A 13,220-nucleotide genomic window follows, 5' to 3' on the forward strand; every position below is an offset into this window, starting at 1 on the left:
TCCGCACGTGCGGTACTTTTTTATGGCCGATGGCCGAAGATTAAATCGCGAACTTCTCGCGGCTTTCGTTTTGAATCCACTTGGGGGCCTTGCCGCGGCCCGTCCAGGTCTGGCCTGTAGCGGGGTTGCGGTATTTGGGAGCCACCTTGGAGCCAGCACTGGCGCTGCGTGCCCGCCCAGCGGGAAAGACATCCTGCGCGGTCAAACCGAATTCAGCCACCAAGGCACGGACCTGCGAAACGGCTTCAGCCAGTTCGTTGCGCCGGGCTTCGTTGATCTTCTGTTCAAGGGCTTCACGCTGCTTCAGGAGTTCTTTGTAGCTGGACATGATGTGTAATTAAAAGTAAGTGCGAAGGAATTGGCATTATAGGAATAATGCGCGCCTCTTGCATCCTCTCTTTTGTTAGCAATTCCACCTACCCCGAATTTTGGGCGGTTCCAAAGACAGCCCGATATTCAATCGGTTTTGTCTTGCCGGTCCTGCTGCGCCAGAACCTTGTCAATGCGTTTGCCGTCCAGATCCAGGATTTCGAATATCCATCCTGCACAGGCAATACGCTCCGCCACCGCGGGCAAATGCCCCGACTCGGCCATTAAAAGCCCGGCCAGCGTGTTATAGCGCCCACGTTCTTCTTCGGGCAAATCACGAATATCGAGCCGCGCCTTGAGTTCGGTCACGGGCATCAGGCCATCCAGCAGCCATGTGCCGTCGTCGCGCAAAGTGGCCCAGGCATCGGCCGACGCTCCGGGCTGCAGTTCACCCGTGATGGCTTCGAGCAGATCGCGCGGCGTCATGATGCCTTGCACCACGCCATACTCGTCCACCACGAAGACCATGCGTCCCGAGCGGGCCCTGAACTGCTCCAGCAGTTCCATGCCGCTCAGGGTTTCGGGCAAAAAGGTTGCGGGCTGGGCATGCGACTCGAGGCGGCCCGGCGCCTCGGGCCCGAGTTCGAGCAGGCGCGCGACACTGATCACCCCCACCACCTCGTCGAGCGAACCACGGCAGACCGGGTACCACGAATGCGCGCCACGGTCGCCGCCCGAGCCCGCCAGCCGCAGGCCTTCGACCACGGTCAGGCCGGCGTCGAGCCACTGCACATCGGTGCGGGGGACCATCAGCGAAGTCAAGGGACGGTCGTCGAGGTGAAACACGTTCTGCACCATCTGGTGCTCGTGGTGTTCGATCACGCCGGCATCACGCCCCTCTTCGAGGCTGGCCACGATCTCCTCTTCCGTCACCATGCGCCCGGCGTCGTTGTCCACCCGCAGCAGCCGCAGCACCCCTTGCGTGGACAGTGACAGCAGGCGCACAAAGGGTTTGGCCCCCTGCGCCACCCAGGTCATGGGCCGCGCCACGAAACGGGCCACAGCCTCGGGGTACAACTGGCCAATACGCTTGGGCACCAGTTCGCCAAACACGATGGTGATGAAAGTGATGGCCGTCACCACGATGGCTGTGGCGCTTACGCTGGCCGCGCGCTCGGGCACGCCCAGCGTCTGCAGCCAGTGGCCCAGACTGTCACTGAAGGCCGCCTCTCCGAGGATGCCGTTGAGCATGCCGATGGAGGTGATGCCCACCTGCACGGACGAGAGGAACTGCGTGGGATTGCCCAGCAGCACGAGAGCGGCCTGTGCGCCCCCATCACCGCCCTCGGCCATGGCAACCAACCGCGACTTGCGGCTGGACGCCAGTGCCAGTTCAGACATGGCGAACACGCCATTGAGCAGTGTCAGCAGCGCGATCAGCAGAAAATCCATGAATCGAAAGGTAGAAACAAGACCATGGCACTTTACTGTATTGGCGATATCCAGGGTTGCGACCACGCACTGCAGCGCCTGCTGGACCTGATCGGCTTTTCGGCAAGCCGCGACACCGTCTACCTGCTGGGCGATCTGGTCAATCGGGGGCCGGGCTCGGCCGCCGTGCTGCGCCGGTGCATGGCCCATGGCGATGCGTTACGCCCCCTGCTGGGCAACCACGACCTGCACCTGCTCGCCGCGGCCCACGGGGCGCGCAAGCCGTCACGGCGCGACACCCTGGCCGATGTGCTGGAAGCTCCCGACCGCGACGCGCTGCTGCAGTGGCTGCGCGCGCAGCCCCTGGCCCGCCGGCACATCCATGGGCAGCAGCCACTGCTCATGGTACACGCGGGGGTGTTGCCTTCGTGGACGGCCGACGAAACCCTCCAGTTGGCAGGCGAGGTGGAGTCCGCGTTGCAAGGGCCGGATCTGCGCGCTTTCCTGCACCAAATGTATGGCAACACACCTGCCCGCTGGGATCCCGCCCTCGCCGGCCCTGATCGCCTGCGCGTGATCGTGAACGCACTGACACGCCTGCGCTTTTGCTCGGACGAGGGGGTGATGGATTTTGAGAGCACCGAGAGCGCCGCCGCCGCGCCGCCCGGACTGATGCCATGGTTTGAGGTGCCCGGCCGCGCCACGGCCGCAACCCTGATCGCCTTCGGGCATTGGTCCACCCTCGGGTGGCTCAACCGGCGGCACTGCCTGGGACTGGACACAGGCTGCGTGTGGGGGGGCTGCCTGAGCGCCGTGCGCTTCGGCAATTCGCTGGACGATCGTGAACTGCTCCAGGTGCACTGCCCCCAGGCGCAGGCCCCGGGTTGAAAGACGGGCTCAGGAAGCCGTTCGCGTGAGCGCCGACGCCATGCCGACCGAATACCAGGGCGTGCCGTCGGCCGCCACCATCAGCGCATGCACGCCAGGCTGACGCGCCACGAGCATCTGCCCGGCTTTCGCGCCTTGCACCATCATCGCAGCGCCCAGGCCGTTGATCTGGGCCACGTCGCGCGCCAGCAGGCTCACGCCGTGTACGCCGGCCGTGGGATAGCCGGTACGGGGGTTGAGAATATGGTGTTCGCGCTTGCCTTGGGCAAAGAAGAAACGCTCGTAGTCGCCGGACGAGGCCACCACGGCCTGGCCCTGCACCGACAGCGCACCCAGCAACCGCTGCGGCGCAAGAGGGTCGCGCAGGCCGACGCGCCAGGGACGTCCCTGCATCTGCCCCATCACCAGCACGTCGCCGCCGCCATTGACGAGCGCATTGCGCACGCCTTCCCGGCGCAGCACGCGCATCCCCGCTTCCAGAATGGGAAGTTTGGCAATGCCGCCCAGATCGAGCGCCATACCTTGGCGGGTGAGATACGCCGTTGCGGCCTGTTCGTCCAACACGAGGCGGTGCCCATCCACCAACTCGCGCTGGCGAGCGATGAGGGCGGGCGATGGTACCGTCTGATGCCCAGCCTCGAAATTCCAGCCCTTGAGTGAACCCACGGTGACGTCGAAAGCGCCATCGCTGAACTGGAACATCTGTTGCGCAGTCTTCAGCACCGCCATCACCTCGGGCGGCACCGGCACGGGCTGGATACCCGCAGCACGGCCGATGCGGCTGACCACGCTGTCGGACTGGTAACGGCTGAACAGCCCTTCCAGCCGTTGCATTTCGAGGTAGGCCTGTTCAATGGCTCGCGCCGTCGCAGGGCCTTCGCCCCCATCGACGACGATATCAATCTGCGTACCCATGAGGGTCCGCGATGCACGTTGGGGCGCCCCGGAAACCGGCGCCGCCGATGCCCAGGGCACGCACCCCAGAAGGGGCAGTGCCATGGCAATCCGGCGCCGGGTCAGGTTGAACGCCGACGATTGAACGGATTTCATGGCGAGACGGCTCAGATGGACTGGTCGGCCATGTAATCCACGGCGGCCTTGACCTCGTCGTCTGTCAGGCTTGCGCCGCCCCCACGCGCGGGCATCATGCCCTTGGCGCCGGTGAAGCCCTCAAGCGCGTGCTTATACAGGGTGTCCTTGCCCTGTGCAATGCGCGGGCCCCAATCGGCCTTGTCACCGGGCTTGGGCGCACCTGCCACACCAGCCGCGTGGCACATGGAGCACGTCTTGCCGAACACGCTCTTGCCCACGGTGTTCTCGGCCGCAGGAGCTGCTGCCGGCGCGGGCGCAGCGGCAGGTGCGGGCGCAGGAGCTGCAGCTGGAGCCGGGGCAGCAGCGGGAGCTGCAGGCTCGGCAGACTTCTTGTCGCCGCATGCGCTGAGCGCCAGGGAGAACGCCGCGATGGCAACCAGGCCGGATAGTTTTTTCATGGGGATTTTCCTTACTGAAGATCAAAAAAAGAAGGTTCTTCACGCAGTGGCCGAGCCATCCGCGGCGCCTTGGTCAAACAACCAAGGGCGTGCCGAACCGTCACCAGGTTCGCTTGCATTTCTCAGGCGTCGTGTCTCGACTGGCGACCACCAAAGAAGCAAACCCAGCGGACATCATAGGAGGATGAAGTGCGTCAAGAGCAACCCCCATACTGTAAATCGGGATGCTTGACAGGCGCACCCTTTTCGGTTGCCAATGTATGACCTAAATCAATTTGATTCATTCTTTATGAATCTATAGTCGGCCTCCATGAACAACCCCGAAACCATGGTCAAGTTCCGTTTATGGATACTGGCCTGGTTCCTGATCTCCCTCGGCGTCGCCACCGCCGCTCCGATGGTCCAGCCGCGAACGCTGGAGGTCGTGTGCTCCACCGCCGGATCGCTGAAGGTTCTCGTCCACACCCCTGACGGCACAGAACCGCTGGGCGCCACCGCGCTGGACTGCCCCCTGTGTCTCGTGGGCGGCGCACCGCCCTACACCGCGATGGCGCTGCCGTCGCTGCCCCCCGCGTCGGACGCCGCGCCCCTTTTCCACTCCCAGCCCCACGCTGTGGCCGCCACTGCGGCGCCGCCGCCAGCGCGGGCCCCTCCGTTTTTTTTCTGAGTCAATCCTAAAGAGGTGAACCATGAGCGATAAGAGAGAAGTCAACCCAGAAACCGTCGGCATGGGCCGTCGCCGTTTCATCAACACCGCAGCACTGGCGGGCCTGACCGTCGGTGTGGCAGCCTGCAACGACAAGCCTGCGAGCGCCCCTGCCGCAGCCGCCTCGGGCCCTGTGGCCGCACCGGCCGCAGCCCACTCGGGCGCAGCCAACAGCACCCATCTCAAGCCCGGCGAACTGGACACCTACTACGGCCTCTGGAGCGGCGGCCACAACGGCGACATGCGCGTTCTGGGCCTGCCCTCGGGCCGCGAAATTCATCGCATCCCCTGCTTTGTGCCTGACGCGCTGGTGGGCTGGGGCATCACCAACGAATCCAAGCAAGTCATGGGCACCAAGCCCGACGGCAGCCTGCGCTACAACGTGGCCGACACGCACCACACACACGCCTCCTACAAGGACGGCAACTACGATGGCCGTTACGCGTGGATCAACGACAAGATCAATGCCCGCGTCGCCCGCATCCGCCTTGACTACTTTGTCTGCGACAAGATCACCGACCTGCCCAACGTGCAGGGCTTCCACGGCATCTTCCCCGACAAGGCAGACCCGGTCGATCCAGCCATCAACTACACGACGCGCGTTTTCTGCGGTGGCGAATTCGCGATCCCGCTGCCCAACAACGGCAAAGACGTCGACTCGCCTGAAAAGTACCGTTCGCTGTTCAGCTGCGTGGACGCGGAATCGATGGAAGTGCGCTGGCAAGTGCTGATCGACGGCAACTGCGACTTGGTGGCTTCGTCCTACGACGGCAAATTGGCCGCCACCAACCAGTACAACGTTGAAGGTGGCGTGCACTACGAAGACATGATGTCCGCCGAGCGCGACGCATGCGCCTTCTTCAACATCGCCCGCATCGAAGAGGCCGTGAAGGCCGGCAAGTTCAAGACCTATGGCGATTCCAAGGTGCCCGTGGTCGACGGCACCCATGAAGCCAACAAGGATCCCAAGACGGCGCTGGTGGCCTATGTGAGCGTGCCCAAGAACCCGCACGGCGTGAACGCCAGCCCCGACGGCAAGTACTTCATCTGCGCCGGCAAGCTCTCGCCTACCTGCTCCGTGATCGAACTGTCGAAGGTGCTTGACTGGTTCGACGGCAAATCCGAAAAGCTCGACAACGCCATCGTGGCGGAAGTGGAAGTGGGCCTGGGCCCATTGCACACGGCATTTGACGGCCGCGGCAATGCCTACACCACGCTGTTCCTGGACAGCCAGATGGTCAAGTGGAACATCGAGGCTGCCATCAAGTTCCACGCCGGTGACAAGAATTCCAAGTACGTGGTGGACCGCCTCGACGTGCAGTACCAGCCGGGCCACGTGAATGCATCGCAATCCGAAACCAAGGCTGCCGACGGCAAATATCTCGCCGTGGGTTGCAAGTTCTCCAAGGACCGCTTCCTGCCCGTGGGTCCCCTGCACCCTGAGAATGAACAGCTGATCGACATCTCGGGCGAAAAAATGGTGTTGCTGGCCGACCACCCCGTGCGCGGCGAACCCCACGACTTCATCATTTTCAAGCGCGATCTGGTGCGCCCCAAGCAGGTATATTCGCACGACGATTTCCCGCTGGCCATCAAGGATGCCAAGGAAAGCGGCGTGTTCCGCAATGGCAAGAAGGTGACCGTCAAGCTGACTTCCCAGGCCCCTGCATTCAGCCTGCGCGAGTTCAAGCTGAAGAAGGGTGACCAGGTCACCCTGATTCTGACCAACCTCGACAAAGTCGAAGACCTGACCCACGGCATTGCGATCCCTAAATACAACGTGCAATTCGTCGTCAACCCGCTGCAGACCGCATCGGTCGACTTCGTGGCCGACAAGCCCGGTGTGTTCTGGATCTACTGCACCAACTTCTGCCATGCGCTCCACCTTGAAATGCGTACGCGCATGATCGTGGAAGCCTGATAGGCAGCTCACTGGGTTGCGCGGCAGCCATGCCGCGCAACCCCTTACAGGAAAGCGTGATGACTTTGCTTCGCCAACGGTTCGCGATCCTCGGGATCGCTTTTTTTCTGGCACTGGTGCTTTTCATTCCACGTGCCCAGGCAGGCGCCTACGAGGCAGAGTTGCCCGCTGACCTGCACACCGCCAAGGACATGTGTGCCCTGGTCCCCTGCGCTGATGTTTTCCCGGGCGCCACGCATTTTTCCGAACGCAAGGGCCAGCCACCCTACGTGGAGGCCTACGACAACGACAGCGCCAGCAAGAAGCTGCTGGGCTATGTGATGTTGTCGACCGACATCACCGACACGCCCGCCTATTCAGGCAAGCCCGTGGTCACGCTGATCGGCATGGACAAGGCGGGCAAGTTTGTCGGCGTGAAAGTGCTCAAGCATTCCGAGCCCATCCTGCTGCTGGGCATCCCCGAATCCGCACTCCTCAAATTCAACGACCAGTACCTTGGCAAGTCGGTGGCCGACAAGATAGAGGTAGGCCAGTCGCGTCCCGACGAAAACGTTCTGGGCCTGGACGCCATCTCGGGCGCTACCGTCACCGTGATCGCCCAGAACCAGGTCATGATGGCCTCGGGCTCGGCCGTTGCGCGCCAGGTGGGCATTCTGGCCCCCACGGTGCGCGAGCCCGCCCGCTTCGCCGCCACGGGCAAGCGCCTCAGTTGGGCCGACCTGGTTCAGCAAGGGCTCGTCCAGCGCCTGCAGGTCATGCCCGAGCAAGTGGGACTCGACCGCGGTCCTGACCCTTTCATCGAGCTGTGGTTCGGCGACCTGAACCATCCCGACGTGGGCAAGAGCGTGATGGGCGACAACAGCTGGAACAACCTGCGACTCCAACTCAAGGAAGGCGAGAGCGCCCTGTTCGTCATCCGCACGGCAGGCAAGGAATCCTTCAAGGGCTCTGGCTTCGTGCGGGGCGGCATTTACGACCGTGTCCAGGTCCGCCAGGGCGCAGACTCCTTCACGTTCCGTGACCTCGATGCGCTCAACCTGTATGGCATCGAGGCCACAGGTGCTCCCTCTTACAGCGAATCGGCGATTTTCATCATCCGTTCGCCCTCTTTCTCGGCCGCCTACCCCTGGAAGCTCAGCTTCCTGGGCAACCGCGTCGATCGCGCCACCGGAGCGCGCAGCTTCACCAGCTTCGACACCCCCTACTGGCTGCCTGCCGCCACGCTGGAAGGCGGCCGCCCCAAGATCGAAGAGCCCGACGCCCCATGGGTGCGCGTGTGGAAATCGCGCGCCGTCGAAATCGCGCTGTTCGCACTGCTGCTGGTCGTGGTGACCGTGGTGTATGCCTACCGTGAAACGCTCACCCGGCTGTCCACCCACAAGAACAAATGGCCGGTCAACGCCTTCAAGTACAGCGCCTGGGCACTCAGCATCGGATTCGTCGGCTTTGGAGCCATGGCACAACCCTCCATCACACAGGTGCTGACCTGGTTCCACGCACTGCTGTTCAAGTGGACGTGGTCGCTGTTCCTGTCCGATCCGTTCATTTTCCTGTTCTGGATTTTCATCATCGTCACGGTGTTCCTGTTCGGGCGCGGGCTGTTCTGCGGCTGGATGTGCCCGTTCGGCTCGCTGCAGGAGTCGATTTACAAGGTGGCGCGCTTCATCGGCCTGGGGCGTTTCCAGACCAAGCTGCCGCAAAAGTGGCATGACCGCCTGAAGTGGCTCAAGTACGCCATCTTCTTCTTCCTGCTCACGGTCTCCATGTTCTCCATGGGCCTGGCCGAAAAGCTAGCCGAAGTGGAGCCTTTCAAGACCACCTTCCTGGTCGGCGTGCTGAACCGTGCCTGGCCCTACGGCCTGTTCGTGGCCGCCATTCTGGGAGTATCGATATTCATCGAGCGGCCGTACTGCAAATACATCTGCCCGCTGGGTGCGTCGCTGGCCATGCCGAGCACCTTCCGCTGGTTTGGCCTGAAGCGCAAGCAGGACTGCAACAGCTGCAAGGCCTGCGCCGTGGGCTGTGGCGCGCAGGCCATCGATACCGACGGCCGCATCGACCACCGCGAGTGCCTGCATTGCCTCGATTGCATGATTCTTTATACCGACACCAAGGGTTGCCCGCCGCTGGCCAAGGAGCGCAAGCGCCGCGAGAAGGATGGGCTGGAGATCACCCCCATCGGCAAGAACGGCTACTTCATCCCGATCCACCCGGCGACCAGCTTCACCGAGCAGATCAGCGCCAAGGCGGCCCAGGGCCCCGACCCGCGCATGCCCACCGCGCCAGCCGCGCCGGCCCACAAGGCAGGCGCCAAAGGCCTGCGCTGGATCTGGCTGGAGGTGCGCGACCACCTGTGGCCCTGGACGAGCGAGGGCTGGGCGTCGCAGCGCGGACTGCAGATCGCGGGCTTCTCGCTGGCCATCGCCGCCAGCGTGGCATGGGTGATGACGGCCCTGGGCAGCCTGTCCTCGGGGGCCATCATCGGCTGGTGGTTCGGCTGGAGCGTTTACGAAGTGCTGATCCGGCTGTCGGGCAAGCGCTACGTCAAGGACGGCCCATGGTGGCGCGACCAGTTCCGCGTGGCGGGCATCATGGACATGATGAGCTACGTGGGCTTCAAGAACTTGCTGATCGGCGCCGCGCTGTTCCTCGCCCTCAAGGCCATGGGCTGGATGGTGTTGTGAGAAGCCTCCTGGCGCTCATTGCCGCCGCTGCCCTCGCTCTGCCGTCGGCGCCCCTGTGGGCGTCCACGGTGCAGGTGCGACCCGGCGACGATCTCGAGGCGGTCGTGCGCTCTGCGTCGCCCGGCGACGTGGTCGAAGTGCAGCGCGGCTTCTACCGCGTGAACCTGCGCATCGACAAAGCCCTCACGCTGCGCGGCGTGGACCGCCCCACGCTCAGCGGCGGCCAGAACGGTGACACCATCCGCGTGACGGCGCCCGACGTCGTGATCGAGGGGCTGATCGTGCGCGACTCGGGCACCGACCTCAAGAACCAGAACGCGGGCATCTATATCTATCCGGGCGCGCACCGCGCCATCGTCCGGCACTGCGATCTCACCTACAACCTCTTCGGGCTGTGGATCGAGAAGGCCAACAACGTGCAGGTGATCTCCAACGTGATCACGGGCCTGCGCGACGTCAACTCGTCGCAGCGCGGCAATGGAGTGCAGCTCTACAACACCACCGGTGCGCGCATCGAGAACAACCACATCAGCTTCGTGCGCGATGCGCTCTATGTCGACGTCTCGCACCACGCCATCTTCCGAGGCAACAGGCTGCACCACAGTCGCTACGGAACGCACTACATGAATTCCTACTACAACCTGTGGGAAGACAACGACACCTTCCTCAACCGGGGTGGCCTGGCCCTCATGGAAGTGCGCGACCAGGTGGTGCGCAACAACCGCGCCTGGGGCAATTCCGACCACGGCATCATGCTGCGCACCATGCAGGACTCGGTGATCGAAAACAACGTGGTGGCCAACAACGGTCGCGGCTTCTTCATCTACGACGTCGAATACGTCAAGCTGCTCAACAATCTGGTGACGGGCAACACCATCGGCGTGCATCTGTCGGCCGGCTCCACCCGCAACGAGGTGGAGGGCAACGACTTCGTGGGCAACCGCGAGCAGGTGCGCTATGTGGGCGCCCGTGACGAGCGCTGGGGTACGAAAAGCGGCAACTACTGGAGCAACTACCTCGGCTGGGACCGCGACGGCAACGGCGTGGGCGATGTCCCTTACGAAGCCAATGACATGGTGGACCGGCTTACCTGGCGCCACCCTACCATCAAGCTTCTGCTGGCCAGCCCAGCGGTGCAGGCCCTGCGCCTGGTGGGCCAGCAGTTTCCCGTGCTGCGCGTCCCTACCGTGGTAGATCCCAAACCCCGCATGCAACCAAACAACCCCCAACGGAGCCACTGGCGTGACCCGCAACCCTCCCAACGCTGACCCCTCCGACTCTCCCGCCATCGAGGTGCGCGGCGCGCACAAGCACTATGGTGCGCTGCACGCGGTGGACGGCATCGACCTGCGCGTGGAGCGCGGGGAAATCTTCGGCCTGATCGGACACAACGGCGCGGGCAAGAGCACGCTGTTCAAGATGATCCTCGGCCTGGTGCCGGCAACCCGGGGCGAAATCCTCGTGGGCGGTGCTTCGGTGCAGGGGCGCGGTTTCCGCGCCGCGCGCCGCCACCTCGGCTACCTGCCGGAGAACGTCGTGCTGTACGACAACCTGACCGGGCTGGAGACACTGCGGTTCTTCGCACGGCTCAAGGGCGCACCGCTGGCGCAGTGCCCCGATCTGCTCGAGCGCGTGGGCCTGTCCCAGGCGGGCCAGCGGCCCGTGCGCGAATATTCCAAGGGCATGCGCCAGCGCCTCGGGTTTGCCCAGGCGCTGCTCGGCACGCCGCGCGTGCTGCTGCTGGACGAGCCCACCAACGGCCTCGATCCGCAGGCCATCCGCGATTTCTATGCCACGTTGCGCGGCCTCCAGGCCCAGGGCGTCACCATCGTCATCACCTCGCACATCCTGGCCGAACTGCAGGAACGTGTGGACCGGCTGGCCATCCTGGCCACCGGCAAGCTCCAGGCATTGGGCAGCGTGCAGGCCCTGCGCGAGCAAACGCGCATGCCCCTCACCATTGCCCTGACCCTGGCCGAGGCTGACCGCACGCCTGTGGCCCAGGCCCTGGCCCAGTTGCCCGGAATCACCACCACCCCCACGGCTACCGGGCTGGATCTGTGCTGCCCCCGCGATGCCAAGATGGGCGTGCTGGCCGCTCTGGCACCCTTTGGTGCCAGCGTGCGCGACCTGCACATCCATGAGCCCTCGCTCGAAGACGTGTTCTTCGGCTTCGCCGGCTGACCGGGCGCTCACCAACCAAGGTCCCCCATGGAACTGACACAGATCTTCACCATCGCTGCGAAAGAGTTTCGCGACCGCATGCGCAACCGCTGGGTGCTGGCGGTGGCACTCGTGTTCACGGTGTTCTCGCTGGCCATCGCCTACTTCGGCGGCGCGCAGCAGGGCACGGTGGGTTTTCGCTCGATCGAGTTCACCATTGCCAGCCTGGTCAGCCTGGTGATCTACCTGATCCCGCTCATCGCACTGCTGCTGGGCTTCGACGCCATCGTCGGCGAGCGCGAACGCGGCTCGCTTGACCTGCTGCTGTCGCTGCCCATCACCCGCCTGGAACTGCTGCTGGGCAAATACCTCGGACTGGCAGCCGCCCTCACGCTGTCCACGCTGGCGGGCTTTGGCTTGGTGGCAGTCCTGCTCTACCGGCAATTCAGTTGGGCGGGCCTGTTCCACTACGGGGGCTTCATGCTCAGTTCGGTGCTGCTGGGCCTGGCTTTTCTCAGCATGGCCGTGCTGCTGTCGGTGCTGGCACGTGAGCGCACGCGCGCCTCTGGCCTGGCAATCGCCGCGTGGTTCTTCTTCGTGCTGGTGTTCGACCTGCTGCTGCTGGGCGCCCTGGTGGCCACCGGCGGCGCCTACGGCGGCGCAACCGTGGCCTACCTGCTGCTGCTCAATCCCGCGGACGTGTTCCGCATACTCAACGTGTTTTCGCTCGAAGACGTGCGCACCCTGTACGGGCTGACCACCATCGTGCCCGCACCGCTGGCGCGGCCCGGCCTCATGGGAGGCGTGATGGTGGCCTGGATCGCGGTGCCACTGGCCCTGGCAAGCTGGAGATTCAAACCATGAACACAACCCTTTGCAACTGCCGACGCCACGCCATTGCGGGCGCCGTCGATGGCGAACGCCGCCGGCTGCTCGGCCTTGCGGCCCTGGTCGCGCTTGGCGGCTTGGGCCTGGGCGCGCTGACGGGGTGCTCGGACCCCGCAGGCACGGCGCAGACGCTGGCCCCGGTGGAAATCGACCGGTCCACCAGTTGCGAACTCGATGGCATGCTGCTTGCCGACTACCCCGGCCCCAAGGCCCAGGTGCATTACGCCGGACAAGCCCAACCCTCGTTCTTCTGCGACACGGTGGAGCTGTTCAGCACCTTGCTGGCGGGCGAACAGGTGCGCGCCGTGCGGGCCGTGTATGTGCAGGACATGGGCCAGGCCGACTGGAACGCGCCGCGCGGCCACTGGATAGACGCCAAGACCGCGCTGTATGTCGTGGGCGGGAAACGCCACGGCTCCATGGGCCCCACCATCGGCAGCTTTGCCCAGGAGGCCGACGCCCGCAAGTTCGCCGCCGAATATGGCGGCCGGGTGCTGAAATTCGCTGAAATCACGGCCGACATGGTCGATCTCAGCGGCGGTGCCCTGCACGACACCCGCATGTAAAGCGGCCGCACGCCATGGACACGCTGCGACACGCCCCCCCTCGGCGCCAGGCCCTGCTGGCGGGGTTGGCCGTGGTCGGGACCTTGGTGGGTGCCGGGGCGTGGAAATTCCGGCCGCCGGGCAGCAGTGCGGACGGCGCGACTGCGCAGCCCCTGCCCGATGACGTGTGCGTGG

General features: G+C 64.4%; 12 protein-coding genes. 8 read left to right on the top strand and 4 right to left on the bottom strand.

All coding sequences use genetic code 11. The annotated features are described in order from the left end of the window. Positions 1-40 precede the first annotated feature (40 nt). Together ACDELDRAFT_RS13095 and ACDELDRAFT_RS13100 are read right to left on the bottom strand one after the other, a co-directional pair. The gene (locus ACDELDRAFT_RS13095; RefSeq protein ID WP_005797501.1) at positions 41-328 is read right to left on the bottom strand and encodes an H-NS histone family protein; all 288 of its coding nucleotides are present in this window, start codon (positions 326-328) and stop codon (positions 41-43) included. A 128-nt stretch (positions 329-456) separates the two neighbouring features. Next, positions 457-1,761: a hemolysin family protein gene (locus ACDELDRAFT_RS13100; RefSeq protein WP_005797502.1), complete on the bottom strand. Its 1,305-nt coding sequence runs from the start codon at positions 1,759-1,761 to the stop codon at positions 457-459. A 24-nt stretch (positions 1,762-1,785) separates the two neighbouring features. On the opposite strand from ACDELDRAFT_RS13100, the gene ACDELDRAFT_RS13105 reads away from it, so the two are divergent. Next, positions 1,786-2,628, top strand: coding sequence for a symmetrical bis(5'-nucleosyl)-tetraphosphatase (locus tag ACDELDRAFT_RS13105; RefSeq protein ID WP_005797504.1), 843 nt, complete (start codon positions 1,786-1,788; stop codon positions 2,626-2,628). Positions 2,629-2,637: 9 nt separating this feature from the next. Here the strand turns inward: ACDELDRAFT_RS13105 and ACDELDRAFT_RS13110 are convergent, their stop codons facing one another. Then, the gene (locus ACDELDRAFT_RS13110) at positions 2,638-3,678 is read right to left on the bottom strand and encodes an FAD:protein FMN transferase (protein ID WP_005797506.1); all 1,041 of its coding nucleotides are present in this window, start codon (positions 3,676-3,678) and stop codon (positions 2,638-2,640) included. 11 nt (positions 3,679-3,689) lie between these two features. Continuing rightward, entirely contained in the window at positions 3,690-4,118 is a 429-nt protein-coding gene (locus ACDELDRAFT_RS13115) for a c-type cytochrome (protein ID WP_005797508.1), read from the bottom strand. A 310-nt stretch (positions 4,119-4,428) separates the two neighbouring features. Between ACDELDRAFT_RS13115 and ACDELDRAFT_RS13120 the strand changes: the two genes are divergently transcribed. From ACDELDRAFT_RS13120 to ACDELDRAFT_RS13150, 7 genes are read left to right on the top strand one after another with little or no spacing between them, the layout of a single operon-like run. Beyond that, positions 4,429-4,785: a DUF2946 family protein gene (locus ACDELDRAFT_RS13120; RefSeq protein ID WP_005797510.1), complete on the top strand. Its 357-nt coding sequence runs from the start codon at positions 4,429-4,431 to the stop codon at positions 4,783-4,785. A 22-nt stretch (positions 4,786-4,807) separates the two neighbouring features. After that, a complete protein-coding gene (gene nosZ, locus ACDELDRAFT_RS13125) occupies positions 4,808-6,745 on the top strand; it encodes a TAT-dependent nitrous-oxide reductase (protein WP_005797511.1) in 1,938 nt (645 codons plus the stop codon). Positions 6,746-6,804: 59 nt separating this feature from the next. Further along, entirely contained in the window at positions 6,805-9,429 is a 2,625-nt protein-coding gene (locus tag ACDELDRAFT_RS13130) for a 4Fe-4S binding protein (protein ID WP_005797513.1), read from the top strand. Beyond that, entirely contained in the window at positions 9,426-10,697 is a 1,272-nt protein-coding gene (locus ACDELDRAFT_RS13135) for a nitrous oxide reductase family maturation protein NosD (RefSeq protein ID WP_005797515.1), read from the top strand. Before ACDELDRAFT_RS13130 ends, ACDELDRAFT_RS13135 begins: the two co-directional genes overlap by 4 nt. Further along, a complete protein-coding gene (locus ACDELDRAFT_RS13140) occupies positions 10,672-11,613 on the top strand; it encodes an ABC transporter ATP-binding protein (RefSeq protein WP_005797517.1) in 942 nt (313 codons plus the stop codon). The genes ACDELDRAFT_RS13135 and ACDELDRAFT_RS13140 overlap by 26 nt, the downstream gene beginning before the upstream one ends. Positions 11,614-11,640: 27 nt before the next feature. Next, complete coding sequence (locus ACDELDRAFT_RS13145) at positions 11,641-12,456, top strand: ABC transporter permease (RefSeq protein WP_005797519.1); 816 nt, start codon at positions 11,641-11,643, stop codon at positions 12,454-12,456. Continuing rightward, positions 12,453-13,046: a nitrous oxide reductase accessory protein NosL gene (locus tag ACDELDRAFT_RS13150; RefSeq protein ID WP_005797521.1), complete on the top strand. Its 594-nt coding sequence runs from the start codon at positions 12,453-12,455 to the stop codon at positions 13,044-13,046. Before ACDELDRAFT_RS13145 ends, ACDELDRAFT_RS13150 begins: the two co-directional genes overlap by 4 nt. Positions 13,047-13,220 lie beyond the last annotated feature (174 nt).

The sequence above is a fragment of the Acidovorax delafieldii 2AN genome (genome assembly GCF_000175235.1).
Taxonomy (GTDB): domain Bacteria; phylum Pseudomonadota; class Gammaproteobacteria; order Burkholderiales; family Burkholderiaceae_C; genus Acidovorax; species Acidovorax delafieldii_B.

Excerpts from the sequence above, each read along its gene's own strand:
- ACDELDRAFT_RS13120 (WP_005797510.1), top strand. The coding sequence starts at position 4,429 with ATGAACAACCCCGAAACCATGGTCAAGTTCCGTTTATGGATACTGGCC.
- ACDELDRAFT_RS13115 (WP_005797508.1), bottom strand. The coding sequence starts at position 4,118 with ATGAAAAAACTATCCGGCCTGGTTGCCATCGCGGCGTTCTCCCTGGCG.
- ACDELDRAFT_RS13095 (WP_005797501.1), bottom strand. The coding sequence starts at position 328 with ATGTCCAGCTACAAAGAACTCCTGAAGCAGCGTGAAGCCCTTGAACAG.
- ACDELDRAFT_RS13130 (WP_005797513.1), top strand. The coding sequence starts at position 6,805 with ATGACTTTGCTTCGCCAACGGTTCGCGATCCTCGGGATCGCTTTTTTT.
- ACDELDRAFT_RS13145 (WP_005797519.1), top strand. The coding sequence starts at position 11,641 with ATGGAACTGACACAGATCTTCACCATCGCTGCGAAAGAGTTTCGCGAC.
- ACDELDRAFT_RS13110 (WP_005797506.1), bottom strand. The coding sequence starts at position 3,678 with ATGAAATCCGTTCAATCGTCGGCGTTCAACCTGACCCGGCGCCGGATT.
- ACDELDRAFT_RS13105 (WP_005797504.1), top strand. The coding sequence starts at position 1,786 with ATGGCACTTTACTGTATTGGCGATATCCAGGGTTGCGACCACGCACTG.
- ACDELDRAFT_RS13150 (WP_005797521.1), top strand. The coding sequence starts at position 12,453 with ATGAACACAACCCTTTGCAACTGCCGACGCCACGCCATTGCGGGCGCC.
- ACDELDRAFT_RS13100 (WP_005797502.1), bottom strand. The coding sequence starts at position 1,761 with ATGGATTTTCTGCTGATCGCGCTGCTGACACTGCTCAATGGCGTGTTC.
- nosZ (WP_005797511.1), top strand. The coding sequence starts at position 4,808 with ATGAGCGATAAGAGAGAAGTCAACCCAGAAACCGTCGGCATGGGCCGT.